Origin of the sequence: Pseudomonas sp. CFBP2511, from assembly GCF_030209255.1 — a bacterium.
GTDB classification, from domain to species: Bacteria; Pseudomonadota; Gammaproteobacteria; order Pseudomonadales; family Pseudomonadaceae; genus Aquipseudomonas; species Aquipseudomonas avellanae.
In genome coordinates, this window is the sequence record NZ_JARVSI010000004.1 from 156,470 (window position 1) to 182,990 (window position 26,521).

The 26,521-nt window shown below is 59.2% G+C and carries 23 protein-coding genes and 1 pseudogene; 10 read left to right on the plus strand and 14 right to left on the minus strand.

From position 1 onward, the window contains the following. The first annotated feature begins 2 nt into the window (after window positions 1-2). From QRN38_RS03540 to QRN38_RS28165, 3 genes and pseudogenes are all read left to right on the plus strand, one after another. On the plus strand, window positions 3-488 hold the full coding sequence (locus QRN38_RS03540) for a DUF2269 domain-containing protein (protein WP_007245243.1): 486 nt from the start codon (window positions 3-5) through the stop codon (window positions 486-488). 251 nt (window positions 489-739) lie between these two features. Beyond that, a pseudogene (locus QRN38_RS28160) lies at window positions 740-1,762 on the plus strand (methyl-accepting chemotaxis protein); the annotation flags it as partial. A gap of 201 nt (window positions 1,763-1,963) precedes the next feature. Further along, entirely contained in the window at window positions 1,964-2,668 is a 705-nt protein-coding gene (locus tag QRN38_RS28165; RefSeq protein ID WP_370464042.1) for a methyl-accepting chemotaxis protein, read from the plus strand. A 28-nt stretch (window positions 2,669-2,696) separates the two neighbouring features. Here the strand turns inward: QRN38_RS28165 and QRN38_RS03550 are convergent, their stop codons facing one another. After that, the gene (locus QRN38_RS03550; RefSeq protein WP_057418441.1) at window positions 2,697-3,629 is read right to left on the minus strand and encodes a DMT family transporter; all 933 of its coding nucleotides are present in this window, start codon (window positions 3,627-3,629) and stop codon (window positions 2,697-2,699) included. A 74-nt stretch (window positions 3,630-3,703) separates the two neighbouring features. On the opposite strand from QRN38_RS03550, the gene QRN38_RS03555 reads away from it, so the two are divergent. Next, entirely contained in the window at window positions 3,704-4,558 is an 855-nt protein-coding gene (locus QRN38_RS03555; protein ID WP_057418440.1) for a LysR family transcriptional regulator, read from the plus strand. Between the two features lie 35 nt (window positions 4,559-4,593). Here the strand turns inward: QRN38_RS03555 and QRN38_RS03560 are convergent, their stop codons facing one another. The 3 genes from QRN38_RS03560 to QRN38_RS03570 all read right to left on the minus strand — a co-directional run bounded on the left by QRN38_RS03560 (window position 4,594) and on the right by QRN38_RS03570 (window position 6,292). Continuing rightward, window positions 4,594-4,878, minus strand: a complete 285-nt coding sequence (locus QRN38_RS03560; protein ID WP_080395495.1) for a type II toxin-antitoxin system RelE/ParE family toxin — start codon at window positions 4,876-4,878, stop codon at window positions 4,594-4,596. Continuing rightward, the gene (gene relB / locus QRN38_RS03565) at window positions 4,868-5,107 is read right to left on the minus strand and encodes a type II toxin-antitoxin system RelB family antitoxin (protein ID WP_005740683.1); all 240 of its coding nucleotides are present in this window, start codon (window positions 5,105-5,107) and stop codon (window positions 4,868-4,870) included. The genes QRN38_RS03560 and relB overlap by 11 nt, the downstream gene beginning before the upstream one ends. 168 nt (window positions 5,108-5,275) lie before the next feature. After that, a complete protein-coding gene (locus QRN38_RS03570; RefSeq protein WP_003376162.1) occupies window positions 5,276-6,292 on the minus strand; it encodes a 1-aminocyclopropane-1-carboxylate deaminase in 1,017 nt (338 codons plus the stop codon). Window positions 6,293-6,457: 165 nt separating this feature from the next. On the opposite strand from QRN38_RS03570, the gene QRN38_RS03575 reads away from it, so the two are divergent. Continuing rightward, on the plus strand, window positions 6,458-6,964 hold the full coding sequence (locus QRN38_RS03575) for an Lrp/AsnC family transcriptional regulator (RefSeq protein ID WP_024666116.1): 507 nt from the start codon (window positions 6,458-6,460) through the stop codon (window positions 6,962-6,964). A 147-nt stretch (window positions 6,965-7,111) separates the two neighbouring features. After that, window positions 7,112-8,020, plus strand: a complete 909-nt coding sequence (locus tag QRN38_RS03580) for a DUF808 domain-containing protein (RefSeq protein ID WP_054089894.1) — start codon at window positions 7,112-7,114, stop codon at window positions 8,018-8,020. Between the two features lie 125 nt (window positions 8,021-8,145). Here the strand turns inward: QRN38_RS03580 and QRN38_RS03585 are convergent, their stop codons facing one another. The 6 genes from QRN38_RS03585 to puuE all read right to left on the minus strand — a co-directional run bounded on the left by QRN38_RS03585 (window position 8,146) and on the right by puuE (window position 13,710). Continuing rightward, window positions 8,146-8,931, minus strand: a complete 786-nt coding sequence (locus tag QRN38_RS03585) for an outer membrane protein OmpK (RefSeq protein WP_005765329.1) — start codon at window positions 8,929-8,931, stop codon at window positions 8,146-8,148. Window positions 8,932-9,297: 366 nt separating this feature from the next. Continuing rightward, window positions 9,298-10,575, minus strand: a complete 1,278-nt coding sequence (locus tag QRN38_RS03590; protein ID WP_057418439.1) for a urate hydroxylase PuuD — start codon at window positions 10,573-10,575, stop codon at window positions 9,298-9,300. Between the two features lie 5 nt (window positions 10,576-10,580). Beyond that, entirely contained in the window at window positions 10,581-11,093 is a 513-nt protein-coding gene (locus QRN38_RS03595) for an ureidoglycolate lyase (RefSeq protein ID WP_005765323.1), read from the minus strand. A gap of 138 nt (window positions 11,094-11,231) precedes the next feature. Continuing rightward, window positions 11,232-12,227, minus strand: a complete 996-nt coding sequence (gene alc, locus QRN38_RS03600; protein WP_057418438.1) for an allantoicase — start codon at window positions 12,225-12,227, stop codon at window positions 11,232-11,234. Window positions 12,228-12,253: 26 nt separating this feature from the next. Continuing rightward, on the minus strand, window positions 12,254-12,784 hold the full coding sequence (uraD, locus tag QRN38_RS03605; RefSeq protein WP_005765319.1) for a 2-oxo-4-hydroxy-4-carboxy-5-ureidoimidazoline decarboxylase: 531 nt from the start codon (window positions 12,782-12,784) through the stop codon (window positions 12,254-12,256). Further along, window positions 12,781-13,710 carry an allantoinase PuuE gene (gene puuE / locus QRN38_RS03610; RefSeq protein WP_005765316.1) on the minus strand — a complete coding sequence of 310 codons (930 nt, stop codon included), beginning with the start codon at window positions 13,708-13,710 and terminating at the stop codon, window positions 12,781-12,783. Before puuE ends, uraD begins: the two co-directional genes overlap by 4 nt. 369 nt (window positions 13,711-14,079) lie before the next feature. On the opposite strand from puuE, the gene uraH reads away from it, so the two are divergent. Beyond that, on the plus strand, window positions 14,080-14,433 hold the full coding sequence (gene uraH, locus QRN38_RS03615; RefSeq protein ID WP_005765312.1) for a hydroxyisourate hydrolase: 354 nt from the start codon (window positions 14,080-14,082) through the stop codon (window positions 14,431-14,433). A 121-nt stretch (window positions 14,434-14,554) separates the two neighbouring features. Beyond that, window positions 14,555-15,304: a GntR family transcriptional regulator gene (locus QRN38_RS03620; protein ID WP_007245256.1), complete on the plus strand. Its 750-nt coding sequence runs from the start codon at window positions 14,555-14,557 to the stop codon at window positions 15,302-15,304. A gap of 454 nt (window positions 15,305-15,758) precedes the next feature. On the opposite strand, the gene guaD is transcribed toward QRN38_RS03620, so the two are convergent. Genes guaD through xdhA form a run of 4 tightly spaced genes read right to left on the minus strand, consistent with a single transcriptional unit; the run spans window position 15,759 to window position 21,867 of the window. Beyond that, window positions 15,759-17,072 carry a guanine deaminase gene (gene guaD, locus QRN38_RS03625; protein WP_057418436.1) on the minus strand — a complete coding sequence of 438 codons (1,314 nt, stop codon included), beginning with the start codon at window positions 17,070-17,072 and terminating at the stop codon, window positions 15,759-15,761. Next, complete coding sequence (gene xdhC / locus QRN38_RS03630) at window positions 17,069-17,938, minus strand: xanthine dehydrogenase accessory protein XdhC (RefSeq protein WP_057418435.1); 870 nt, start codon at window positions 17,936-17,938, stop codon at window positions 17,069-17,071. Before xdhC ends, guaD begins: the two co-directional genes overlap by 4 nt. Beyond that, entirely contained in the window at window positions 17,931-20,420 is a 2,490-nt protein-coding gene (xdhB, locus tag QRN38_RS03635) for a xanthine dehydrogenase molybdopterin binding subunit (RefSeq protein ID WP_122290372.1), read from the minus strand. Before xdhB ends, xdhC begins: the two co-directional genes overlap by 8 nt. After that, window positions 20,413-21,867, minus strand: coding sequence for a xanthine dehydrogenase small subunit (xdhA, locus tag QRN38_RS03640; RefSeq protein WP_057419314.1), 1,455 nt, complete (start codon window positions 21,865-21,867; stop codon window positions 20,413-20,415). The genes xdhB and xdhA overlap by 8 nt, the downstream gene beginning before the upstream one ends. Before the next feature lie 274 nt (window positions 21,868-22,141). Here xdhA and QRN38_RS03645 point away from each other — a divergent pair, with 274 nt between their 5' ends. Together QRN38_RS03645 and smc are read left to right on the plus strand one after the other, a co-directional pair. Beyond that, window positions 22,142-22,801: a GntR family transcriptional regulator gene (locus tag QRN38_RS03645; protein ID WP_005765300.1), complete on the plus strand. Its 660-nt coding sequence runs from the start codon at window positions 22,142-22,144 to the stop codon at window positions 22,799-22,801. A 3-nt stretch (window positions 22,802-22,804) separates the two neighbouring features. Continuing rightward, on the plus strand, window positions 22,805-26,293 hold the full coding sequence (smc, locus tag QRN38_RS03650) for a chromosome segregation protein SMC (protein WP_057419315.1): 3,489 nt from the start codon (window positions 22,805-22,807) through the stop codon (window positions 26,291-26,293). Window positions 26,294-26,521 lie beyond the last annotated feature (228 nt).

Below are 26,521 nucleotides of genomic sequence, written 5' to 3' on the forward strand. Positions count from 1 at the left end.
AGGTGCTCTACCTGTACCTGAAGTACCTGCATGTCATCGCTGCGATCTTTCTGTTCGGCTTTGGCATGGGCTCTTACCTCTATCTGATTGCCGCCAGCCGCAGTGGCAATCCGGTGGTGATTGCCCACGTCGCCAGAATGGTGGTGCGTTTCGACACCTGGATCACCACGCCGGCCGGTTTTGTTCAGGTCATCACCGGTTACGCGATGGTCAGACTGTCGGGCATGGCGCTTCTGACTGACTGGATTATCAGCTCATTGATTATTTTTGCCTGCGTGGGCGCGCTGTGGTTGCCGGTGTTGATACTGCAAAAGCGTCTTGAACGGCTGGCCGATCATGCGGTGGCAACGGGCACGCTTATCGACGATCAGTTTCAGTCTGTCTATCGTCTCTGGTTCTGGCTGGGTGTCATCGGTTTTTCAGGCATGTTCCTCATTGTGCTGATGATGGTGACCAAGATGACGCCGATGCCATTTTTGCAGCCGTGATGTCATCGCTGTCTTGCGGTTTTTCTGTCCATTCTGATGCAGAAGCCTCTGTGCCTCAGGTCGCCAGTCATCGGAAACAGAGCCGCTGAGCAAAGCTAAATAAATCTTAATGAAGGCTCAAAGCCCTGAAAAACCTTGGCTTCAAGGTTTTGGCTATTGTATTGCAAGCTAATTGTTATCACGCTAACTATCAAGTTAACCGAATCAGCGCCGATTTACGGACATTCCGGAAAATCAAAGGCACACACGTAATGAGCGCAAAATGGTTGGATAACTTGAACGTCAGCAAGAAGCTCGGGCTGGGCTTCGCCGCTATTTTGCTGGGCGTGCTGACCGTCACCGCTATCGGTTACTCCAGCACCAACCTGCTGATCGAGCGTCTGGGCAAGAGTGGCAAGGTCTCCGAGATCAAGGCTGACGTCCTGAACGCCCGTATTGCCGCTCAGGCATACGCCACGGGGCCGAGCGCTGCCGGTGTGCAAACCTACAGCGGCGCGCTGGACACCCTGAGCCGCAGTGTCGATCAGGGGCTGGAGGTGTTCGTCGTATCGAGCAACCTGGCCAGACTGCGTGACATCAAGGAGCGGGTAGGCGGCCTCAAGCAGACGTTCGATCAACTGGTCGGTATCAATCAGAAGATCGATGACGCGCTCAAGCCGATCATCAAGGTGTCCGACGAGGTCAGCGCGACCTTCGAGAACCTGCTGCAAAAGACCATCGACGATACGTTGCGTGCACCGGACGAAACCGGCATCAAGCAGGTGAAGATCGCTGGCGACCTGCGTAACGGCATGACCAACTTTCGTCTGGTGTTCCGCCGCTACCTGAGCGTGCCGTCCGCCGATAACCGGCAGGCGACCTACACCTCGGCCGATGCGCTGATTGCCCAGGTGGCAGCGGCTCGCAGCCAGTTGCCCGTCGAAGCCAACATCGCCGTAGATACCGCGCTCAATGCCTTGAAGCAGTATAAGATGCTGATGTCGTCGATCTCGGAAATGCTCCAGCAGGCCGATCAGGTTCGCGGCAACCTGCAACAGCAATCCATCGCAACAGCGGCCGTCGCCGATGATCTGGCGGCCCAGCAGATTGTCAGCGCCAAAAAGGAACAGAACACCGCTGTGGTGCAGTTGTTAAGTGTTGCGCTGGTGGTGCTACTGATTGGTATCTTTGCTGCGTTGCTGATCACTCGCCAGATCACCATTCCGTTGAACGATACAGTCATCGCCGCGCGCCGGATCGCCGACGGTGACCTGACTCAGGACTCCAGCACGACCCGTCAGGACGAGCTGGGCCTGTTGCAGAACACCATGCAGCACATGACCGTTTCCCTGCGCGGCCTGATCGGCGGCATCGGCAACGGTGTCACGCAGATCGCCACAGCCGCCGAGCAGTTGTCGGCTGTCAGCGAACAGACCAGCGCTGGCGTCACACTGCAGAAAAACGAAGTCGACCAGGTCGCCACGGCCATGAACGAAATGGCCTCTACCGTCCAGGAGGTGGCGCGCAACACCGAAGACGCTTCGCGGGCGGCCAAACAGGCCAGCGAACGTGCGGCGCACGGCAGCAGTGTGGTGCAGCACGCCACGCGGGAAATCGGCCAGTTGGCCGGTGAAGTGAAGCAACTGGGCGAAGCCATGCAGCGCCTGACCGAAGACAGCAGCAAGATCGGCAGCGTGATCGACGTAATCAAGGCCGTTGCCGAACAGACCAACCTGCTGGCGCTCAACGCCGCCATCGAGGCCGCACGCGCCGGTGAGCAAGGTCGCGGTTTTGCCGTAGTGGCCGACGAAGTCCGCTCGCTGGCCCAGCGCACCCAGAACTCGACCACTGAAATCGAAGCACTGATCCTGACCTTGCAACAAGGCACCGGTGCCGCTTCGGGCCTGATGGACGCCAGCCTGCAACGCACCGAAGGCACCGTGGTACTGGCCCGCCAGGCCGAACAGGCGCTGGTGGATATCAATCAGTCCATCGGCACGATTGAACAGATGAGCCAGCAGATTTCCGCCGCGGCCGAGCAACAGAGCGCCGTGACCGACGAAATCAACCGCAGCGTGCTCAGCGTGCGCGACATTGCTGACCAGTCTGCATCGGCTACCGAGCAGAGCGCCGCCTCGACGGTAGAGCTGGCCCGCCTGGGCAGTGATCTGCAAAGCATGGTTGCGCGTTTCAAGATTTAAACGTCTGGCAAGGAGCCTCGTGAAACGTTCACGAGGCAACCTGCCGAGTTTCTGCCCTGATCACCATCCACACTCCCACCCCCGATACCACCATCCCCAACGCTATCTGCCATGACAGCGGTTCGTCGAACATCGCCCAGGCCCAGAGCATTGTCACGGGAGGGCTGAGGTACAAAACGCTGGCGACCCGGGTGGCCGTCGCGCGGCGCAGGCATACCCAGTAAAGCCCGTAGCCGCCCAGTGTCGCCAACCCCACCGTCCATGCCACGCTCAACGCAAATCCGCTGCTGGCGATTGGCGCCAGGCCGCCTTGTGTGCCTTGGATAATGGCGAACGCGAAGCTTGAGATAAAACATTGCAGCCACAGGTTGGGCAGCAGTTTCATGGGTTGCGACGTGGTGGAGTGTTTTTGCCACAGTGTCGCGATGGCCAGCGAAAACATGCCCAGCAGCGGCAGGCCGTACGCCCACAGCGGCGCGTTACCCCATTCCAGCGCGCTGTGCGTGACCAGCACCACGCCAATCAGCCCGACCACCAGCCCTGCCCAGATTTGCCAGACCAGCCTTTGCCCGAGCACTACGGCGGCGAGGAACGCCATGCCCATCGGCAGCAGATCGGCAAACAGTGCAGCCAGCCCCGCCGGCACGCCGAGCGCAATGCCCTGCGTCACCCCGGCCACGTAACCGGTCATTGCCAGCAGGCCAATACCGGTATTTTTCAGCAGCAGGGTAGCCGGGAGAGTCACCAGTTGCCTGGCAACGAAGGGCAGCAGGAGCAGCGTGACCACCACGCAACGCCAGAACACCACCAGCAGCGGCGGTGCGTAATCCAGCGAAAAGCGTGCGCCGATGAAGCCTGAACTCCAGGTCAGCACAAGTGCTGCTTCAAGCAAGAGAAGAGGAATGGCCTGATGCCAGACAGGCCGCGATACGCTCGGAGAAATCGATAGGTGCTGGTTCATCGACACAGGCTACGAAACCCGCGTAATCTAATAAATCAAAATTAAGTGCACGAGTTGTTCGGGATTAATGAACCATGACGGCAATTCTCGATATCGAGCTGGTACGTACTTTTCATGCAGTGGCGCGACTGGGCAAGTTTTCGGCGGCCGCCGAGCAGCTTCACAAGAGCCCGGCGGCCGTGAGCGTGCACATCCAGCGACTTGAAGCGGTGGCAGGCGGGCGCTTGCTTAACCGGGACAACCAGGCGGTGTCCCTGACTGCGCTGGGCAAGCGCCTGTTGTCGTCGACTACAGAATTGCTCTGCACCCACGACCGGGTGCTGGCCGACTTGCATGGCACGCATCTGGCGGGACGCATCACGCTGGGCGTCCCGGACGAGTACGCTGTGCATGTTATCCGCGACATCCTGCCGGTGTTCCCGGCGGCCTGGCCCAACGTGGTGCTGGAGCTGAAAACCGCACCCAGCTTCACCCTGCGCGAGCAGGTACTGCGCGGCAAGCTGCAAGCAGCGGTCATCGCGCAGCCCAAAGGGCAGTTGAATGCTGAAACGCAGTTTCTGGTATCCACCAAGCCGGTCTGGGTCGGGCCGGTAAACGCTACGCTGGCCTCGACAGACCCGTTGCCGCTGGCCGTTCACGCCGCGCAGTGCCCTTATCGCGAAGCTATGATGGCGTCACTCAGGCACAACGGCCGCAAAACCCGCGTGGTCCTGGAAAGCCCCTCCAATCAGGCGATCAAAGCCTGCGTAGAAGCGGGCCTGGCGGTCAGCCTCATTGATCGAAGCGGGGTTACAGAGGCCATGCAGATCCTCAATGATCTACCCGAGATAGCCGAGCACGAAATCGTCTTCCTGCGCTCGCCCGCGTCACAGACCGACGAGGCGGTGAGTCTGTTGGCGCAGGCGATGCAGAAGTATTTTCGGGTTTAATCAGCGAAGTCGGTTGTGCCAACGGTATTGGAGATTTACCGCACCAACGGCGGCTGCCTTCTCGTGTGGAAAATCCGCAGAACCTGTAATCGGCCGTTACGGATGCGGTATGGAATCAGGTAAGACCAGTCTGGCAAAGGCCATTCTCTGGTGCCAGCAATTCGTCCCTCTCGGCCTAGGGCCGGAAAGCTTGCGAGCTGCTTTACGCTTATTTGTATTGCTTCTACGAAAGCAACCGCAGCAGCCGGATTTTCTAGCGAGATGTAGGCGGCTTCATCATCCAGGTTTTTTAATGCTGTTTTTAGCCATTCAACCTGCATTGTTCGCCCATTTATTCATCACTGCCTTTACATCTTCTTCACTTGCGAACTCGCCCGCGTCTGCTTCTTCAATTGCACGCTGAATTTCGGCAATCTGCCAGGCTTCGCGAGTCAAGTATTCACGTAATGCGTTCAAGGCCAAAAACGACTTGCTGCGGCCGGTCGCTTTGGCGAGGTGTGCAAGGGTATCTGCCATCTCGTCCGGCAGGCGTAGAGACATAACGGACATATGAACCTCATGTGTAGTGGTTTGTAGTTTTTCAAGCTGCAGTGTAGTGCAGATTGTGAGGTCTATGGCACTCGCTTTATTTCAGGTTCATTCGCTTTCTGAGCTTTCGCAAAATGGCCCGCGAGTTTGCGGGCCATCGGGAGCTTTTCATTCAGTTCATTGGTCGCCTCAACCATCCTTGAACAAAAAGCTGTACGCGTTCAGCGCCGGTACGCCGCCCAGGTGCGCGTAGAGCACTTTCGAGCCTTCGGGGAATTCGCCGTTGCGGACCATGTCGATCATGCCGTGCATGGATTTGCCCTCGTAGACCGGGTCGGTCAGCACGCCTTCGAGGCGGGCGCAGAGGCGAATGGCTTCGAGGGTGCCGTCGTTGGGCAGGCCGTATTCGGGGTAGGCGTAGCGGGTGTCGAGCACCACGTCTTCGGCGGTGATTTCGCGGCCCAGGTCGACCAGTTTTGCGGTGTTCTGGGCGATACGCAGTACCTGCTCGCGGGTTTTGTCCGGTTTGGCCGAGGCGTCGATGCCGATTACTCGTTGCGCACGGCCATCGGCAGCGAAGCCGACCAGCATACCGGCGTGGGTGCTGCCGGTGACCGAGCAGACGACGATGTAGTCGAACTTGAAGCCCAGTTCTTCTTCTTGCTGGCGTACTTCATCGGCAAAGCGCACGAACCCCAAGCCGCCGTAGGGATGTTCCGAACATCCCGCAGGAATCGGGAACGGCTTGCCGCCGCTTTCGACTACATCGGCCATGGCCTTTTCCCAGCTCGGGCGAATGCCGATATCAAAACCGGCCGAGTCCAGGCGCACATCGGCGCCCATGATGCGCGACATTTCGATGTTGCCGACCCGGTCATACAGCGCATCGGAGTAGTTGACCCAGTTTTCCTGAACCAGCACGCACTTCATGCCCAGATGCGCCGCGACTGCCGCCACCTGGCGGGTCTGGTTGGACTGAATGCCGCCGATCGACACCAGCGTGTCGTAGCCGCCCTCGATGGCTTCCGGCACCAGGTATTCCAGCTTGCGGGTCTTGTTGCCGCCAAAGGCCAGGCCGCTGTTGCAGTCTTCGCGCTTGGCGTACAGATCGACCTTGCCACCCAGGTGCTCGCTCAAGCGTTTCAGCGGGGTGATGGGCGAGGGGCCGAAGGTCAGAGGGTAGCGTTTGAACTTGCTGAGGTTCATATCGGGTCTCCGTTGATAGGCTGATCCAGGCATTGAACGGTTTGCCTGATGTGGCTCCTATCATAGAAAACAGGTCGATAATCGTGGTTGCAAAGAATTGTCTATTTGCAAAATCGGCGTTAGTGTCGGGGCATTACAGCAAACTTTTATTTTGTGAAATTACCCATGAAAGCAATAAATGAACGCGCTAAAAAGCCAGGCGCTGATACGCCGCCGCTGCTGGACAGGATCGACCGCGCTATTCTGAAGACGCTGCAGCGTGACGCCTCGATTTCCAATGTGGCCCTCGCCGAGAAGGTCAAACTGAGCCCGCCTGCCTGCCTGAGGCGTGTCGAGCGGCTGAAAGACGCGGGCGTCATCAAAGGAGTTGTTGCGCTGCTCAATGGCGATGTACTGGACGCAGGCATGGTGGTGTTGATCGGCGTGGTTCTGGACCGCTCGACACCCGACTCGTTTGCGCAATTTGAAGCGGCTGCGCAGAAGGTCTCCGGGTGCATGGAGTTTCATGTGGTCACCGGCGAGTTTGATTACTTCATGCTGCTGCGCACCAAAGACAGTCAGAGTTTCAACCGCCTGCACGCCGAGCAACTGTTGTATTTACCCGGTGTCAGACAGATCCGCTCGTTCATGGGCTTGCGTCAGGTGTTGTCGACGACTCATTTGCCGATCTGACCGTTGCTCAACGTGCCTGACGTGTCCTGTGCGGCGTCAAACGTTCGCTGTGGATAACGGTCAGAGTTGTCTGGTGCAACACGAATGACTTTTGGCGTGAGATTCACTGAACGCCGTTTCTTTTTTACTTGCTCAAGGATTTTCATTTTGGCTGCTGGAAGCTTGCTTACCCTGCTCGACGATATCGCGACCCTGCTGGATGACGTGGCGCTGGCCACCAAGAAAACAGCGGGCGTGCTGGGTGATGACCTGGCGCTCAACGCCCAGCAGGTCACCGGTGTGTCAGCTGATCGTGAATTGCCTGTGGTCTGGGCGGTGGCCAAGGGTTCGCTGCTCAACAAGGCGATTCTGGTGCCTGCGGCGCTGCTGATCAGTGCGTTCGCGCCTTGGGCGATTCTGCCTCTGCTGATGATTGGCGGCGCGTTTCTGTGTTTTGAAGGCTTCGAGAAAATTGCCCATAAATGGCTGCACCCTGAAGCCGGCGAAGAGCACGACCAGCGCAAGCAGGCTGCTACGGATGCGTCAGTGGACATGGTTGCGTTCGAAAAAGAGCGCATCAAGGGCGCGATTCGCACCGACTTCATTCTTTCGGCGGAAATCATCGTGCTGGCATTGGGCGTGGTCTCGGCCCGTCCGTTCATGGATCAGGTCGGCGTTCTGGTCATTGTTGCCGTGCTGATTACCGTGGGCGTTTATGGCCTTGTGGCCGGTATTGTCAAACTTGACGACCTGGGCCTGCACCTGAAAAGGACCGCGAGCTCGGTGGCACAAACTATCGGCAGCGCTTTGCTGTGGCTGGCGCCGGTACTGATGAAGGTATTGTCGATCGTCGGCACTGCGGCGATGTTCATGGTCGGCGGCGGGATTCTGGTCCACGGCCTGCCGTTCGCTCACCATTGGGTAGAAGGCGTGACCGAGGCTGCATCTGCTGCCGTAGGTGGCCTGTCGATCATTGTCCCGACCCTGATCGATGCCATCGCCGGTATTATTGCCGGCGCGGTACTGGTGCTGATCGTGACGCTGGTGGGCAAGGTCTGGAAAGCGGCGAGGGAGTAAGTAAGGCTGCTTTTTATTGCGATGGCATGAGCGTCACTATCGTGCGACGCTTTGCGTCGGCACGATAGTTATCTCAAGACCTGTGTATAACGCGGAGTGCGGGAACGATCGTCATCATCAGGTGATCAGAAAAACACCTTCACCAACAAACTCGCGGTGTTCTGGTCGGTGTCAAACGAGCCGCTGTCCTTGATGCCGTATTTGTTGGTCCAGTAGTCGTATTCAATACCGACATAGAGCTGGCGTTCCGGGTAGTTCAGCGCTTTGCCCAGGTCGTATTTGATCTGCGGGTTGAAGTGCAGGTTAGAGTGGTAGGTACCACGTGAAGTCTTGTCGTTGTCTACAACCCAGTCCATGAAGCCGTCGATCAGCACGTCCGATTTGCCGACAGGAATGGTGTAGGACCAGACCGGCGTGATCTGCCAGACGCCGTCACCCGGGCGATTGCCTTCGGTCTGACGCTGATAGAAGTTCAGCTGGAAGTAATCGAACCCCGGAATCTTCAAATCGAATGCCGGACCGATCAGGTACGACTCGTTATCGCCTTCACCAAACTCGTAAGTGGCCGCGATCAACACATCGCTGATCGGACCGAACTCGAACTTCTGGCCAAATATCTTGCCCAGCGACAAGCGTGGGGAGAACTCACCGTAGTAGGTGTTATCGCCTGCGGTTGCGTCTTTCTTGCCGTTGTAGAAGATCTTGTCGACGAAGAAGAAGTTGTCACCGTATTTCCAGCTGTCCGCGTGCTCGAAGGTGAAGGTCTGCTGTATTTCCGGGTTGACAGCAAAGTCTCGTCCATTGAGGTAGGTCAGGCTATTACTCTGCCACTGGAAGATACCCTCTGCCATGGCGGGTGCAGCAGCCAGCAGACTGCTGGCCAGTAACACGCTGGAAAACGTACGGTTCATGCGGTGAGCCCCTTGGTATGGATCGTGATTTTTCAGACCGGCGTTCTATGGGTGACGCCTTGTCTGTGGTTGCAATAATTTTGTCTGTCTGGTCAGCTTTGTGTTGTTAGCAAGAGCTGCGCCAATCAGTAAAAAAAGTTTAAGTAATCCTCAAACCGGCACCAACGTGTCGGTTTCAAGTCATTTTCCGGGGCAATGGAGTCTTGACCGCCCAGTCAGCTAGTTAGCCGTGCGGTCAGATTCAACAATCAGGAAAGTTGCAGTACGGGTTGGCAGCGGCGGCGGAGGATACTGACCCGCAGCGCCGTGCTCAAGTGCTCCAGAGCGGGGCGTCTGGAGCGAAAACAGGGCAGTTGCCCTTTTTGGCTAGTTGATGTGTGCGCCCTGGTCGATCCAGGCGCCCACCAGCTCGCGTTCCTGCGGGGTCATCTGGGTTATGTTGCCCAGTGGCATGATTGGCGACGTGACAGCTTGCGCCTTGATACGCGCTGCCTGTTGCTGGATCTGTTCAGGCGTATCGAACATCACGCCTGCCGGGGCAACGCTGAACAGCTGGCTGGTCGGTGTAGCCGAGTGGCAGACCGAGCAGCGCTGCGTGATCACCTCATGCACCTTGCTGAAATCCGCGCCTGCCGCTTTGGCGGGTTCGGCCTGTGCGGGCGGAGTCAGCGGCGCTGCAGGCTTCTCATCAGCCCGATGACCACCGACAGCGGTACCCGGCAGCGGCTGATAGACAATCTTCGGCGCAGGCTGGGCCGGGCCGGTGACGTACGCCAGGCACAGCATGCCCAGTGCGGCAACCGGCAGGGTCCAGGCGAAGCGATGGCTGTCATGCCGTGTATTGAAATAGTGGCGCACCAGCACCGCCAGCAGCGCGATACCCGCCAGGATCAGCCAGTTGTACTCGCTGCCGTAAGTGCTCGGAAAGTGGTTGCTGATCATGATGAACAGAACGGGCAGGGTGAAGTAGTTGTTGTGCCTGGAGCGCAGCAGGCCCTTGGCGGGCAGGCTTGGGTCTGGCGTGCGGTTTTCGGCGATGGCGGCGACCAGTGCGCGCTGGGCGGGCATGATGATGCGGAACACGTTGCCGACCATGATGGTGCCCATGATCGCGCCTACATGCAGATACGCGCCGCGCCCGCTGAATACCTTGCTGAACCCGTAAGCCGCCGCAACCAGCAACAAAAACAGGACAACGCCCAGCAGCGCAGGGCGCTTGCCCAGCGGCGAGTCGCACAGAAAACTGTAGATGAACCAGCCGACGAACAACGAGCCCAGGCCGATGTGCACGCCCTCGGCACCGCTCAGGCTGCTGCCCGGTGCCAGCAGATACAGCGTCGGGTTGGCGTAAAACACCACGCACAGCAGCGCAACGCCCGACAACCAGGTTGAATAGGCTTCCCATTTGAACCAGTGCAGGTTCTCGGGCATGGTCGGTGGCGCGAGTTTGTATTTCTCCAGGTGATAAATGCCACCCCCGTGGATCGCCCACAAATCACCTGACAGCCCTTCTCGCGGGTTGCTGCGGTTGAGGTTGTTTTCCAGCCAGACAAAGTAGAACGATGCGCCGATCCAGGCGACGCCCACAATCATGTGAATCCAGCGTACGCCCAGATTCAGCCATTCCATCATGTGTGCCAGCACGGTTATTACCCTTCCTGTGGGTTGGGATCGAGAACCAGCCGCTGGTTCTCCTCGAAGTAATGCTCGTCGCAGTTGTTGCCGGAGCCACTGCGATCAACCACCAGGAAGTCATCCTGCTTTTCGATCGTCAGCACCGGGTGGTGCCAGACGCCGCGATGGTAATTGACGCCCTGCCTGCCGTTGGACACGAAGGCGCGGGTCAGCGCTGATTCAGGTGCATCGCCAACCGGCGCAACGACGATCAGAAAAGGGTTGCCGAGCAGCGGTATGAACGCCTGACTGCCCTGCGGATGACGCTCCAGCATGCCGATGGTCAGGGGCATCGGTAGCGATTCGGCGCGAAAAATACTGATAATTGCCTTGTCATCCGGCTGCGCGGTGTCGACTTCGGCCAGACGATGAAAACGCATGGTCGAGCCGTTGTTGATCATGAAATGATCGCTGCCGTCGGTTTCGATGACATCACCGAACGGTGCGAAAGCGTCCTTGGTCAGTGGCTCGATAGTCAGTGTGCGCATGCGGATTCTTCTTTAAATGGTTTCAGAGTTTATCGCACTCGTCACTGCATGGAATGCGGTGCTCGCCTGCTTCTGCGGCCAGCATCAAAATCAGGCCTTTATATGATGCGGAGCGTGGTAACGAGAGTTCAGGTGTCGTTACCTGGACACCTTGCCCAACACCCGCAAGCGACTCACACCCCCGTCCGGGAACACGTTCAGGCGGATGTGGGTGATCGGGCCGATGGCTTTTACCTGCTCGGCGAACTCGTGTTCGGCGTGCATGGTGAGCTTCTGGCTGGGCAGCAGCTCGCGCCAGAACAGGCTCTGGGTTTCGATCTGGCTATCAGTGCCGCCTTTGACGAACGCGCCCTGAATCGAGCAGCTGTCCGGGTAGTTGCCCTTGAAGTGCAGCGTGTCGACGATGACTTTCTCGACTTCGCCCTTGTGCCCCAAGGCGACGATGACCCAGTCATTGCCCGGTGTGCGACGGCGCGCGGTTTCCCAGCCATCGCCCATGTTCACGCCGCGGCCGGGGTTAAGGATGTTGCTCATGCTGCCGTAATGCTCGTCCGAACAGGCAATCGAACGGCCGCCATTGAGTGCCGCGACCAGATCAATCTGCTCGCGTTCAGTGACTTTCGACCAGTCGCGATGTGGTACGCCGTACACCCGCAGGCGCGCCACACCGCCGTCCGGGTAGATATTGAAGCGCAAATGGCTGAACGCCTGGTCGTGGCTGATCTCGTGGTAGTGATGGCTGTTGCCTTTTAGTTCCACCGACGACAGCACTTCGGTCCACGCGGTGTTTTCGTCCGGCTCGCCAGAGGCCAGAAAGCAGGCTTCCAGAGAAGCGGAAGGCGGAAAGTTGCCGGTGAAGAATGAGGTGTCGATGTCCACGCCCTTGAGGGTGCCTGCCACGCCGAGTTTAATCACTGCGCTGTCATAGCCTTCGAAACGCTTGCGCCGCGACTCCCAGCCATCCATCCACTTGCCGTTGTCATCGAACACGCCTTCTTTCCAGACCGCAGGCGTTGGCTGGAACAGGCGGTTGGCATCGGCGAACCAGTCATCGGTGACCGAAAGGATTTTGGTCCCCAGGCGCGCGTCGGCCAGGTTGACGAACTTCTCGAACGGTGCGGCGTAAACTTTCATGCTTATTGTCTGCCTTCTGAATGCGGTTATGCCTGCGACGCGTGCAGCGCCTGCAAACGAAACAATGCGATTTTGTTGATCTCGGCCAGGGCGCAAGCGAACTCGGCCTCGGGCGAGTTATGGATGCGTTGCTCAAACGCTGCCAGAATTTTGTGCCTGTCGCTGCCCTTGACCGCCATGATGAACGGAAAGCCGAAGCGGGCCTTGTAAGCCTCGTTCAGCTCGGTAAAGCGCTGGAATTCGTCAGGCGTGCAGAGGTGGATACCGGCACCCGCCTGTTCATCGGTACTGGCCTGGGTCAGCTCACCTTTGACGGCAGCCTTGCCCGCCAGATCCGGGTGAGCATTGATCAGCGCCAGTTGCTGCGCGTGAGTGGCATTGAGCAGGATGTCGCTCAAGCGCGCATGCAGGGTGTCGAGCTGATCCAGCTCAGGGCCTGCGTCCTGGTCAAATGCCTGTTCTGCAACCCATGGCGAATGCTCGTAGATATCGGCATAGGTAGCGATAAACGCATCGCGGCTCAGGCTCGAGGGCTTTGGGTTCTGCAACTCGCTCATTGCGCGGCCTCGCCGGTAAAGGGATGTTCCGTGTGCCAGTGGCGGGCGATGTCCACACGGCGGGTGAACCACACCTGCTCATGGCTTTTGACGTATTCGATGAAGCGCTTGAGTGCGGCGAGCCGGGCAGGGCGGCCAATCAGACGGCAGTGCAAACCGATGGAGAGCATCTTCGGCGCGTCCTCGCCTTCGGCATACAGCACGTCGAACGCGTCCTTCAGGTACTGGAAAAACTGCTCGCCGTTGTTGAAACCCTGCACCTGTGTGAAGCGCATGTCGTTGGTGTCCAGCGTATACGGGATCACCAGATGCGGCTTGCCGGTCGGGTTGTTCGGCTCCCAGTAAGGCAGGTCATCGTCGTAGGTGTCGCAATCATAAAGAAAGCCGCCTTCCTCCATGACCAGCCGCCGTGTGTTGGCCCCGGTGCGGCCGGTGTACCAGCCCAATGGGCGTTCGCCGCTGATTTCGGTCAGAATCTGAATGGCCTGACGCATGTGCTCGCGCTCTTGGGCTTCGTCCATGTTCTGGTAGTCGATCCAGCGATAACCGTGGCTGCAGATTTCGTGACCGTCGGCGACCATTGCGCGAATCACGTCCGGGTGACGTTGCGCCGCCATGGCGACAGCGAAGATGGTCAGGGGAATGTCGAACTGTTTGAACAGCTTGAGAATGCGCCACACGCCGGCTCGACTGCCGTACTCGTACAGCGACTCCATGCTCATGTTGCGCTGGCCTTGCAGTGGCTGGGCCGCGACCATTTCGGACAGAAACGCTTCGGATTCCCTGTCGCCATGCAGAATATTGCGCTCGCCACCTTCCTCGTAATTCAGCACGAACGACAAGGCAATGCGCGCATCGCCCGGCCAGCGTGGATGAGGCGGGTTGCTGCCGTAACCGATCAGGTCGCGTGGGTAGTCAGCGCTCACTGCAAGCTTCCTTATGTGCGTGATATCAGGTGCAATGCGTAGATCAGGCAAGCACTGCAAAGTGAAGATTGTATACAATTTGTTTTGCGGGTTGTAACCCTGAACTTTTCTTCATCGAAGGTCAGCATTGGCAAGATATGAAGCAAGAAACCTGCCTGACTGGTCAGTTAAAGCTAAAAAACCTGATATTTTTCCTTGGCTTCACTGAAATCGATCAGTTCTGGTGGTTTGAACAGGAGAGCGAGCTGAAAACGACATTTTATTGTGTACAGCTTTTTTCAAAACTGTCTTAATCGGTCGCAATCGTACGACGCAGGGCACCCCATTGGTGCACTGTTTCACACTCACTGGATGGCAAGGAGCGAAGTTTTGGGGAAATTGACCACACACGTACTGGACTCGGCCCACGGCTGCCCGGGCGCTGCCATTCGCGTTGATTTATATCGGGTGCAAGATCAGCAATTGCTGCACATGGTCAGTGTCGTGACCAACAGCGATGGTCGCTGCGACGCGCCGTTGTTACAGGGCGACGATTATCAGTCCGGCGTGTACCAGTTGCACTTTCAGGCAGGCGATTACTACCGGTCGAGAGGCGTGGTGCTCAATGAGCCGGCGTTTCTGGATGAGGTGGTATTGCGCTTCGGCATTGATGCAGGTCAGGAACACTTTCATGTGCCGCTGTTAATCTCGCCTTACAGCTACTCGACCTACAGAGGCAGCTGATTCTCTTGCCCGCCCCACACTGCGGGCTTTTTTTCGTGCGGGTTTCTGAATCTGCCTTCTGCAGCATGCTGTGTACAATGCGCCAGCCCCGACGGCGTAAACCATTCGCGCAAGAGTATTCATGAACGATCAGTCCCTGCCCCTCAAGAAACAGCCGCGCAGCCCAGATAGCGGTCGCAGCGTGACTCAGGACGATATTGTTTATGAGCACATTTTCGACGCGATTCTGGAACAGCGTCTGGCACCGGGCACCAAATTGAGTGAAGAGGCGCTGGGCGAAATTTTCGGCGTCAGCCGCACCATCATTCGCCGTGCGCTGTCGCGGCTGGGTCATGAGGGGGTCGTGCTGTTGCGCCCCAACCGCGGTGCGGTGGTGGCCAGCCCCAGTGTTGAAGAGGCGCGTCAGGTGTTCTTTGCGCGGCGCATGGTCGAGCGGGCCATCACCGAACTGGCCGTCGAGCATGCCAGTGCCGAGCAACTGGCCGAGCTGCGCCAGATGGTCAGCGACGAGCGCGACAGCTTTGCCCGCGGTGATCGGGGCGCTGGCATTCGTCTGTCCGGAGAGTTCCACCTGCAATTGGCCGTGGCCGCGAGAAATGCGCCGCTGATCAGTTTCCAGCGCAGCCTGGTGTCGCAGACGTCACTGATCATCGCCCAATACGAAACCGGTAACCGCACGCACTGTTCATACGACGAGCACACCCAACTGATCGACGCCATCGCAGCTCGCGATGCGCCTCGGGCCGTCGAGCTGATGATGCATCACATGGACCACATCGACAGCAAGCTCAACCTCGACCAAGACAGCGCCTCCGACGACCTGCACGCTGTGTTCTCGCACGTGCTGGGCAGGAAAAAACCGGTGCGTTGAGACTGCTTACCCAGGCACTTCTCGTCACTATCGTGCGACGTTCTGCGTCGTCATGCCGATCTCAACTATCGTGCGACGCTCTGCGTCGTCATGCCGTTCCGGACGCTGCGCGTCCTCTTTGCGACGCAGAGCGTCGCGACCTGCATTCCCACGCGGAGCGTAGGGAGCGATAACCTGAACTAGCTCAATTATCGTGCGACGCTCTGCGTCGCATGCCGTTCGGGACGCTCGGCGTCCTCTTTGCGACGCAGAGCGTCGCGACCTGCATTCCCACGCGGAGCGTAGGGAACGATAACCTGAACTACCTCAACTATCGTGCGACGCTCTGCGTCGTCATGCCGTTCCGGACGCTGCGCGTCCTCTTTGCGACGCAGAGCGTCGCGACCTGCATTCCTACGCTGGAGCGTAGGGAACGATAAATCACTATCGTCCACTGCGTGTGAGAGACGAGAGTTCAACCCCGCTCATGCACCAACCGCCCACCCGACCACGTATGCTTCACTGTCCGGTCATCGCCAATCGTCATCAGCACGAACAGAATCTCTTCAATACTTTTCGCCTGTTTTAGCCGGTACGACAGCAGCGGTGTTGCGTTGTAATCGAGCACCAGAAAGTCGGCCTCGTTGCCCGGTTTGAGGCTGCCGACCTTGTCTTCCAGGCGCAGCGCCCGCGCGCCGCCCAGGGTCGCCAGGTAAAGTGATTTGAGCGGGCTGAGCCGTGCGCCCTGCATTTGCATGACTTTGTAGGCTTCGTTCAGCGTCTGCAGAATCGAGAAGCTGGTGCCGCCGCCCACATCGGTGCCCAGGCCGACATTGACTTTGTGCTTCTCGGCCATCGGGAGGTTAAACAGGCCGCTGCCCAGAAACAGGTTGGAGGTCGGGCAGAAGGCGATGGCCGAGCCGGTTTGCGCCAGCCGCGCGCATTGTTCGTCGCACAGGTGCACGCCGTGGGCAAACACCGAGCGTTCGCTCAACAGGTTGAAGTGGTCGTAGACGTCCAGGTAGTGCTTGCGCTCCTGAAACAGCGCCTTGACCCACTCGATTTCCTGAAGGTTTTCGCTGATGTGGGTCTGCAGGTACAAACCGGGGTATTCAGTCAACAACTGGCCTGCCAGGCTCAGCTGTTCCGGGCTGCTGGTCGGTGCGAAGCGCGGGGTCACGGCGTAGCTCAGGCGACCCTTGCCATGCCAGCGCTCGATCAGCGCCTTGCTGTCGGCGTAGCCGGATTCTGGCGTATCAACCAGATAATCCGGCGCGTTACGATCCATCATCACCTTGCCGGCGATCATGCGCAGATCAAGCGCCTGCGCCGCACTGAAAAATGCCTCCACCGACTCTTTGTGCACGCTGCCGAACACCAGCGCCGTGGTGGTGCCGTTGCGCAGCAATTCCTTGATGAAGATATCCGCCACCTCGGCAGAATGCTCGGGGTCGGCGAACTGGCTTTCGCAGGGGAAGGTGTAAGTGTTCAGCCAGTCCAGCAGTTGCTCGCCATACGCGCCGATCATGCCGGTTTGCGGCAGGTGAATGTGCGTGTCGATGAAGCCCGGCGTGATCAGCGCGTCCTGATACTCGATCAGCTCCACGTCACTGCCCAGGCTGCCCAGCAGATCGGCGGCATGGCCCAGCGCAACTATCTTGCCATCCTCGACCAGCAGCAGGCCGTCGGCGAAATACGCATAAGACGCTTCAATTGCCACTTCAGCCGGGTCGGCAATGCTGTGAACGATGGCGGCGCGGTAGGCTTTACGGTTGGAAACTGAACTCATGGCACTCTCGTTGTGACTGGCTGCGGCCATTGCGACTGGCTGCGGCGTGACGCGGGCAGCAGCTTGGCGATAGGTTCGGCGTTGGCACTATGCTGGCCAAAGCTGACGTTATAGGTGGCGATGACTTCGGCGGCGATGGACACCGCAATCTCGATGGGCAGCTTGCCTTTGACCTCGGCCAGGCCCATCGGGCAGCGCATGCGTTGCAGCAGGCTGGCGTCGAAACCGCGTTCACGCAAGCGGTGCTCGAACTTGACCCGCTTGGTTTTCGAGCCGATCAGCCCGAAATAGCCGAAATCCCCGCGCTTGAGGATGGCAGCGGTCAGTTCCAGGTCGAGCTGATGGTTGTGGGTCATGACGATGCAGTAAGTGCCGACCGGCAACTGCGCGACCTCATCGACCGGCTCGTCATTGACGATTTTCAGCACGCCTTCTGGCATTGATTCGGGGAATTCGTGCTCACGGGCGTCGATCCAGCGTACCCGGCAGGGCAGGCTGGCCAGCAACGGCACCAGCGCACGGCCGACATGACCGGCGCCGAACACGGCAATCTGCGCAACGGGCTCGCCCATCGGTTCGAACAGCAGCACGTTGACGCCGCCGCAGCACTGACCAAGACTCGCGCCGAGGTTGAAGCGTTCCAGTCGCGTCTGCCGGGTGCCGCTGGCGAGCATTTCGCGGGCAATTTCCATGGCCTTGTATTCCAGATGCCCGCCGCCGATGGTGTCGTAGATGCACTCGGCGCAGACCACCATTTTTGACCCGGCATTGCGCGGCGTCGAGCCCAACTCTTCGATGATGGTTATCAGAATGCCCGGTTCGCTGCGGGCCTGAAGCTCGGCCAGGGCGCTGATCCAGTTAGTCATTTTTGCTCCCTGTCGGGGTCATGAACTGACGCTTTGGAGAGCCGGGCGGCGCTTCGCTTGCTGGCGAAGAGGCCGTCACAGCACTTGAACCAATCAGCTCGGCCTGCTCATTTGATAAACGACGCGTGCCACCGTTCTGACGCATCTGCTCACAGCCCCATAACACCTTTTCCGGCGTCGCCGGGGCGTCGATGTTCGGTTGATGGCGATAATCACCCAGGCTTGCCACGGCGTCCTTGATTGCGCACCACGCGGCGATGCCGAGCATGAACGGCGGTTCGCCCACGGCCTTGGAATGGAACACCGTGTCTTCCGGGTTCTTGCGGTTTTCCACCAGCTTGACCCGCAAATCCAGCGGCATGTCGGCCACCGCCGGGATCTTGTAAGACGCCGGCCCGCTGGTCATCAGTTTGCCTTTATCGTTCCACACCAGCTCTTCGGTGGTCAGCCAGCCAGCGCCCTGAATGTAGCCGCCTTCGACCTGACCGATGTCGATGGCCGGGTTCAGCGACGCGCCGACGTCATGCAGGATGTCAGTGCGCAAGGTCTTGTATTCACCGGTCAGGGTGTCGACGATCACCTCGACGCAGGCCGCACCGAACGCGAAGTAATAGAACGGCCGGCCACGCGCCTGGCTGCGGTCGTAGAAGATCTTCGGCGTCTTGTAATAACCGGTACTGGATAGCGAAACCTGACCCATCCATGCCTGTTGAGCCAACTCGGCAAAGGGCAGGACAATCTCTCCGATCCGTATATGACCGTTACGAAACTCGACCCCGGTTTCTGCCACGTTGTAATGCCGCGCGGCAAATTCAACCAGACGTTGCTTGAGAATTTCAGCGGCATTTTGCGCCGCCTTGCCATTCAGGTCGGTGCCGCTGGACGCCGCCGTCGGCGAGGTGTTCGGCACCTTGTCGGTGTTGGTCGCGGTGATCTGAATGCGGTCAATATCAACTTGAAACACTTCAGCCACGACTTGCGCGACCTTGGTGTTCAAACCCTGGCCCATCTCGGTGCCGCCGTGGTTCAGGTGGATGCTGCCGTCGGTGTAAATGTGGATCAGCGCCCCCGCCTGATTGAGAAAGCTGGCGGTGAACGAGATGCCGAATTTTACCGGCGTCAGCGCCAGGCCTTTTTTCAGGATCGGGCTGCTGGCGTTGAAAACCCGGATGGCCTCGCGGCGCTCGGCGTACTGGCTGCTCTGTTCCAGATCCGCCGTCATTTCTTCCAGCAGGTTGTGCTCGACGGTCTGGTAGTAATGGGTGACGTTACGTTCGGTCTTGCCGTAGTAGTTGGCCTTGCGGACCGCCAACGGGTCCTTGCCCAGAAAACGTGCGATACAGTCCATGACTTCTTCGATGGCCACCATGCCTTGCGGGCCGCCAAAGCCCCGGTACGCGGTGTTGGACGCCGTGTGGGTCTTGCAGCGATGGCCGTTGATGGTTGCTTCGCCCAGGTAATAGGCGTTGTCGGCATGGAACATTGCGCGGTCGACAATCGAGGCCGACAGGTCTGGCGAATAGCCGCAGTTGGCGGCCAGATCCAGTTGGATGCCTTGCAGGCGACCGTTATCGTCAAAGCCCACGTCGTATTCGATGTAGAACGGGTGGCGCTTGCCGGTCATCTGCATGTCTTCGAAGCGTTGCAGGCGCATCTTGGTCGGCTGACCGGTCAGCCGCGCAATCACTGCGCACAGGCACGCCGGGCTGGCGGCCTGAGTTTCCTTGCCGCCGAAGCCACCACCCATGCGCCGCATATCGACCACAATGCGGTTCATCGGCACGTTCAGCACCTCAGCCACCAGCTTCTGGATTTCCGTGGGGTTCTGGGTCGAGCAATAGACAATCATGCCGCCGTCTTCAGTCGGCATGACCGAGGAGATCTGGGTTTCCAGGTAGAAATGTTCCTGGCCGCCAATGTGCAGGTTGCCCTGCAAACGGTGGGTTGCGCCTTGCAGAGCCGTCGCCGAATCGCCGCGCTTGTGGGTGTGGCTGTCGAGCACGAAATGCTTCTGACGCAAGGCCTGAACCACATCCAGCACCGGCTCCAGGTCTTCGTATTCGATGATTGCCGCCATCGCTGCCTGACGCGCGACGTCCAGATCCCGCGCGGCAACCGCAAGCACCGGCTGGCCGACGAATTCCACCTTGTCGATGGCCAGCAACGGGTCGCCGGGCAGCAGCGGGCCGATGTCTTTCAGGCCGGGAATGTCTTCGTGGGTAATCGCGATTCTTACGCCTTCAAACGCATGGCAGGGCGCGGTATCAATGCTGACGATGCGCGCATGGGCGCGGTCCGAGAGGCGCGCGTAAACGTGCAGTTGATTGGGAAACTCAAGGCGATCATCGATGTACACCGCTTCGCCGGACACATGTTTGTCGGCGCTGTCGTGCTTCACGCTGCTGCCGACGCCGGTGCTCAGGTCCTGTTGAAACAGGGCCAGCATGTCGGCCTGGGTGAGGGGGGAGGAATGCTCAGACATAGTCGGTCACCCGCGTTGCGATGGCCGGGGTCTGCAATTCGATGAAATATTTGCGCAGCAGGTTCTGCGCGCTCAACAGGCGGTACTCCTTGCTGGCGCGAAAGTCCGACAGTGGGCTGAAATCTTCTTTCAGCGCAGCGCAGGCCTGTTCGACGGTGTCGTTGTTCCATGGCTGGCCGACCAAGGCCTGCTCGCAGTTCGCTGCACGTTTCGGGATTGCCGCCATGCCGCCGTAGGCCACGCGGGCTTCGCGGATCACGCCGCCTTCTATATTCAGACGAAACGCCGCACACACCGCAGAAATATCGTCATCCAGGCGCTTGGAGACTTTATAGGCCCGGAAGACCTGCCGGGGGTTGGCGGTCGGCACGATGATCTTCTCGATGAACTCGCCTGGCTGGCGGGCGGTGACCTTGTAGTCGATGAAATAATCTTCCAGCGCCAGCGTACGGCGGGTGTCGCCTTTGCGCAGCACGATCTGTGCACCGAGGGCGATCAGCAGCGGCGGGGAGTCGCCGATGGGGGAGGCATTGCCGATGTTGCCGCCCAGCGTGCCTTGATTGCGGATCTGCAGCGAAGCAAAGCGCTGCAGCAGTTCGCCGAAGTCCGGGTATTGAGCCTTCAGCGCTGCGTAGCAATCGGTCAGTGGCGTGGCTGCACCGATCTCCAGACGGTCGTCGAAGCGTTCGACACGTTTCATTTCGGCGATATGTCCAACGTAGATCATCGCGGGCAGTGCTTTGTGGAATTGTGTGACTTCCAGCGCCAGATCGGTGCCGCCCGCCAATAGACGCGCTTGCGGGTTGGCCTGATACAGATCGGCGAGGTCGGCCACGGTCAGCGGAATCAGGCAGTGCTTTTCACCATCATTGAGTTCGCCGGTCTGACTTGGCGTGATCGCGCGCAGGCGCTCTATAGTCTGCGCCTGACGCTGATCGAACTGGTCTGGCACACGCTGACTGCAAGACTGCTCGGCAGCGGCCAGAATCGGTCGATAACCGGTACAGCGGCACAAGTTGCCGGCCAATGCTTCATGGGCCTGATGCGCGTTGGCGTCGCTGCTGTTTTTTTGCAGGGCAAACAGCGACATCACAAACCCAGGCGTGCAAAAGCCGCATTGCGAGCCGTGGCATTCGACCATCGCCTTTTGCACGCTGTGCAACTGGCCCTGGTGCCTGAGGTCTTCAACGCTGATCAACTGCTTGCCGTGCAGCGAGGCGACAAAGGTCAGGCATGAATTGACGCTGCGATAGCGCAGTTGCTGCTGGCCGTCTGCGTCGCTGTGCAGCTCGCCGACGACCACCGTACAGGCGCCACAGTCACCACTGGCGCAACCTTCCTTGGTACCGGGCTTGTGTGCCTGCTCTCGCAGGTAGGTCAGCACGGTCATGTTCGGATTCAGGCTGCGCTCGGTTTTTAGCTCTTGGTTCAAAAGGAACTGAATCACGGCGCAAAGCCCTCACATGTGTTGTCATCGGACATATCGATGAATCTATCAGCTCTGCCAATTGGGTCAATTTGTTTCTGACTCTTAAGTCAGGAAATCGGCTTTCCCTCGGCTTTCCGATTACGCTTGCACAGGCTCCCGTGTATCGAGCCAAGGATAATTCAAGGTTTTGCGTATTTCGTGCCAGTTTCCTCCTCTATGGCCCTGCGCCACCCGCATCGGTTGCGATACACTCCGCGACTTGCGTGCAGAACAGCTTTTTTGAAGGATAGTCATGACGTTCAAGGCCCCGGACAGCCTCGCTGAGCAAATTGCTCATCACCTTGCCGAGCGGATCATTCGCGGTGAGCTCAAGCCTGGAGAGCGCATTCAGGAGCAGAAAGTCACGCAGGCGTTGAACGTCAGTCGTGGCTCTGTGCGCGAAGCATTATTGATCCTCGAACGCCGCCATCTGGTGGTGATCCTGCCGCGTCGTGGCGCACAAGTGACCGTGCTCAATGCCCACAACGTCACCAGCCTGTGCAACCTGATGAGCGAGCTGTATATCCTGCTGGCCAATGCCGTCGCACAGCGCTGGCAGAGTGAAGACGAGCTCGCGCCGTTTCTGCAGAGCCAGCAGCGCCTGCAGGCCAGTTTCGAGCAGCAGGACGTCAGGATGTTCGTCGAAGAGAGCTTCAACGTGATGCGCGCGGCCTATCCGTTCGCCAACAACCTGTACCTTGAAGAAACCGTCGAGAACCTGCAGCCTTCGATGAGTCGCAGCTATTTTCTGGCGCTTGAGCAGCGCAAGGCTGAAATGAGCGAGTATCTGGCGCTGTTCGGTGACATGCTCGCCGCCGTCCTGGCGCGCGATCTGGCGCAGATTCGCGTGGTGCTGACCCGCTACTGTCAGCGCAGTTGCCAGCTCGTGCTGTCCGCTCTGGAAGCGAGCTGACGCATGCGCCTGAAGTGCATCAAACTGGCGGGGTTCAAATCTTTCGTCGACCCCACCACGGTGAACTTCCCCAGCAACATGGCGGCTGTCGTCGGCCCCAACGGGTGCGGCAAATCCAATATTATCGACGCCGTGCGCTGGGTCATGGGCGAAAGCTCGGCCAAGAACCTGCGCGGCGAGTCCATGACCGACGTCATTTTCAACGGCTCGACCAGCCGCAAGCCGGTCAGCCAGGCGAGCATCGAGCTGGTCTTCGACAACTCCGACGGCACGCTGGTCGGCGAGTACGCGGCCTACGCAGAAATCTCCATTCGCCGCAAAGTCACCCGCGACAGCCAGAACAGCTATTACCTGAACGGCACCAAGTGCCGTCGTCGCGACATCACCGACATCTTCCTCGGTACCGGCCTGGGACCGCGCAGCTACTCGATCATCGAGCAGGGCATGATCTCCAAGCTGATCGAAGCCAAGCCCGAGGACCTGCGCAACTTCATCGAAGAAGCCGCCGGCATCTCCAAGTACAAGGAGCGCCGTCGGGAAACCGAAAACCGTATCCGCCGTACCCACGAAAACCTCGCCCGCCTGACGGACCTTCGCGAAGAACTCGAGCGCCAGCTGGAGCGCTTGCACCGCCAGGCTCAGGCTGCCGAGAAGTATCAGAAATACAAGGCCGAAGAGCGCCAGTTGAAGGCGCAACTGTCAGCCCTGCGCTGGCAGGCATTGAATGAGCAGGTGGGGCAGCGCGAGGCGGTGATCGGCAATCAGGAAGTCGGTTTCGAGGCACTGGTGGCCGATCAGCGCAGCGCCGATGCCAGCATCGAGCGCCTGCGCGACGGGCATCATGACCTGTCCGAGCGCTTCAATCTGGTGCAGGGACGCTTCTATTCGGTGGGTGGCGACATCGCCCGCGTCGAGCAGAGCATTCAGCACGGTCAGCAGCGCCTGCGCCAGTTGCAGGATGACCTGCGCGAAGCCGAGCGCGCCCGTCTGGAAACCGAATCGCACCTGGGCCACGACAGCACCTTGCTCGCCACCCTGGGCGAAGAGCTGGAAATGCTTGAGCCCGAGCAGGAAATGACCAGTGCCGCCGCCGAGGAATCGGCCATTGCGCTGGAAGATGCCGAGTCGGCGATGCAGGGCTGGCAGGAACAGTGGGATGTTTTCAACCAACAGTCCGCCGAGCCACAGCGTCAGGCGCAGGTCCAGCAGTCACGTATTCAGCAACTGGAACAGAGCATCGAGCGTCTGGCCGAGCGCCAGCGACGTCTGGCCGAGGAGCGGCAACTGCTGACGGCCGACCCTGAAGACGCGGCCATTCTCGAGTTGAGCGAAGACCTTGCGACCCGAGACATGACCCTCGAAGAACTGCACATCGGTGAAGAGCAAGCGGTCGAGCGTCTGGAGCAATTGCGCGAGGCCCTGCAGAACGCCAGTCAGGCACAACAGCAGGCCCAGGGCGAGCTGCAACGCCTCAACGGCCGACTGGCTTCACTGGAAGCCCTGCAACAGGCTGCGCTCGATCCGGATACTGGCACCGCCGAATGGCTGCGTGATCAGCAATTGGCCGAGCGCCCGCGCCTGGCCGAGGGGTTGAGCGTCGAGGCGGGCTGGGAGTTGGCAGTCGAAACTGTATTGGGTGCCGATTTGCAGGCGGTGCTGGTCGATGACTTTGACGGGCTCGATCTGGCCAGCTTTCAGCAGGGCGATTTGCGCCTGCTCAGCGCCAGTGCCGACACGGTCCGGGTGCCGGGCAGCTTGCTGGAAAAGGTCGAAAGCACGGTCGATCTGTCGGCCTGGCTGGGTCAGGTGATGCCCGTCGAGAATCTGGACGAAGCACTGGCGCGCCGCACGCAACTGAGCGCCGGGCAAAGCCTGATCAGCCGCGACGGTTACTGGGTCGGCCGGCACTTCTTGCGGGTACGACGTGCCAGCGAAGCGCAGAGTGGCGTGTTGGCGCGTGGTCAGGAATTGCAGCGGCTGGGGCTGGAACGCGACGAGCGCGAAGCGACCCTGGCATCCCTTGAAGAGCAATTACTGAGCCTGCGCGAGCAACAATCGCAGCAGGAAGACGCCCGCGAGCAACTGCGTCGTCGGGTGCAGGACGAAACCCGTCAGCAAAGCGAACTCAAGGCGCAGCTGTCGGCCGCCAGGGTCAAAGTCGAGCAGTTGACCCTGCGCCGCACGCGTCTGGACGAAGAGCTGGCCGAGCTGGGCGAGCAGCGCTCTGTGGAACATGAGCATCTGGGGGAGTCGCGCCTGCAACTGCAGGATGCGCTGGATTCGATGGCGCTGGATACCGAACAGCGAGAAGTGCTCCAGGCCCAGCGTGATGCGCTGCGCGAGCGTCTGGACCGGATACGTCAGGACGCGCGACAACACAAGGATCACAGCCACCAGTTGGCCGTGCGTCTGGGCTCGATCAAGGCGCAATACGATTCGACGCGTCAGGCGCTGGAGCGCCTGCGCATGCAGTCCGAAAGGCTGACGGAAAAACGCGAACAACTGAGCCTGAACCTGGAGGAGGGCGAGGCGCCGCTTGAAGAGCTGCGTCTCAAGCTTGAAGAGCTGCTGGAGCGGCGCATGGTGGTCGATGACGAAATGCGCATCGCCAAAAACGCACTCGAAGACGCCGATCGTGAGTTGCGTGAAGCAGAGAAACGCCGTACTCAGGCCGAGCAGCAATCGCAACTGCTGCGTGGTCAGCTCGAGCAGCAACGCCTGGAGTGGCAGGCGCTGAGCGTGCGCCGCACCGCGTTGCAGGACCAGTTGCACGAAGACGGCTACGACCTGCACGGCGTGCTCGCCACCCTGACATCGGAAGCCAGCGAGCAGGCCGCCGAGCAGCAGCTGGAAAGCATCGCCGGGCGCAGTCAGCGCTTGGGCGCGATCAACCTCGCCGCCATCGACGAGTATCAGCAGCAATCCGAGCGCAAGCGTTATCTGGATGCGCAGGACGCCGATCTGGTGGAGGCGCTCGACACGCTGGAAAACGTCATTCGCAAGATCGACAAGGAAACCCGAAACCGCTTCAAAGATACCTTCGATCAGATAAATAGCGGAATTCAGGCACTTTTCCCGAAAGTTTTCGGTGGTGGCTCCGCTTATTTGGAACTGACAGGCGAAGATTTACTCGATACAGGGGTGACAATCATGGCGCGTCCTCCTGGCAAGAAGAACAGCACCATCCATTTGCTGTCGGGTGGGGAAAAAGCACTGACGGCGCTGGCACTGGTTTTTGCCATCTTCAAGCTCAATCCTGCACCGTTCTGCATGCTTGACGAGGTCGATGCACCACTGGATGACGCCAACGTGGGACGGTATGCGCGTTTGGTGAAAGAAATGTCACAAACTGTGCAGTTCATCTACATCACCCACAACAAGATCGCCATGGAAATGGCCGATCAACTGATGGGGGTAACGATGCACGAGCCCGGCTGTTCAAGGCTTGTAGCGGTGGACGTCGAGCAGGCCATGGCGTTGGTGGATGCTTGAATCGGGCTCGTTACGGCGGCGAAAACGCAGAATTGCGGTATGAAAATGTGACGTTTGTACGATAGATGGCAACATGCACAGCGAAGAGAGGTAACAGACGGTGTAAAGTTACCTTTGGTCGTGCTAGTTTAGTGGCCACTTTTTTTATTTTCATGTGGGCAAAATGCCAGTCAGAACATAGACTTGGCACCACGTATTAAAGGGGTTTAGGCCCTTATTTTCAGATTT

What these genes read in the sequence shown, in the direction of transcription:
- QRN38_RS28165 (WP_370464042.1), top strand. Translation starts at nt 1,964, where the DNA reads ATGGCCTCTACCGTCCAGGAGGTGGCGCGCAACACCGAAGACGCTTCG.
- QRN38_RS03550 (WP_057418441.1), bottom strand. Translation starts at nt 3,629, where the DNA reads ATGAACCAGCACCTATCGATTTCTCCGAGCGTATCGCGGCCTGTCTGG.
- QRN38_RS03555 (WP_057418440.1), top strand. Translation starts at nt 3,704, where the DNA reads ATGACGGCAATTCTCGATATCGAGCTGGTACGTACTTTTCATGCAGTG.
- QRN38_RS03560 (WP_080395495.1), bottom strand. Translation starts at nt 4,878, where the DNA reads ATGCAGGTTGAATGGCTAAAAACAGCATTAAAAAACCTGGATGATGAA.
- relB (WP_005740683.1), bottom strand. Translation starts at nt 5,107, where the DNA reads ATGTCCGTTATGTCTCTACGCCTGCCGGACGAGATGGCAGATACCCTT.
- QRN38_RS03570 (WP_003376162.1), bottom strand. Translation starts at nt 6,292, where the DNA reads ATGAACCTCAGCAAGTTCAAACGCTACCCTCTGACCTTCGGCCCCTCG.
- QRN38_RS03575 (WP_024666116.1), top strand. Translation starts at nt 6,458, where the DNA reads ATGAAAGCAATAAATGAACGCGCTAAAAAGCCAGGCGCTGATACGCCG.
- QRN38_RS03585 (WP_005765329.1), bottom strand. Translation starts at nt 8,931, where the DNA reads ATGAACCGTACGTTTTCCAGCGTGTTACTGGCCAGCAGTCTGCTGGCT.
- QRN38_RS03595 (WP_005765323.1), bottom strand. Translation starts at nt 11,093, where the DNA reads ATGCGCACACTGACTATCGAGCCACTGACCAAGGACGCTTTCGCACCG.
- alc (WP_057418438.1), bottom strand. Translation starts at nt 12,227, where the DNA reads ATGAAAGTTTACGCCGCACCGTTCGAGAAGTTCGTCAACCTGGCCGAC.
- uraD (WP_005765319.1), bottom strand. Translation starts at nt 12,784, where the DNA reads ATGAGCGAGTTGCAGAACCCAAAGCCCTCGAGCCTGAGCCGCGATGCG.
- QRN38_RS03620 (WP_007245256.1), top strand. Translation starts at nt 14,555, where the DNA reads ATGAACGATCAGTCCCTGCCCCTCAAGAAACAGCCGCGCAGCCCAGAT.
- guaD (WP_057418436.1), bottom strand. Translation starts at nt 17,072, where the DNA reads ATGAGTTCAGTTTCCAACCGTAAAGCCTACCGCGCCGCCATCGTTCAC.
- xdhC (WP_057418435.1), bottom strand. Translation starts at nt 17,938, where the DNA reads ATGACTAACTGGATCAGCGCCCTGGCCGAGCTTCAGGCCCGCAGCGAA.
- xdhB (WP_122290372.1), bottom strand. Translation starts at nt 20,420, where the DNA reads ATGTCTGAGCATTCCTCCCCCCTCACCCAGGCCGACATGCTGGCCCTG.
- QRN38_RS03645 (WP_005765300.1), top strand. Translation starts at nt 22,142, where the DNA reads ATGACGTTCAAGGCCCCGGACAGCCTCGCTGAGCAAATTGCTCATCAC.
- smc (WP_057419315.1), top strand. Translation starts at nt 22,805, where the DNA reads ATGCGCCTGAAGTGCATCAAACTGGCGGGGTTCAAATCTTTCGTCGAC.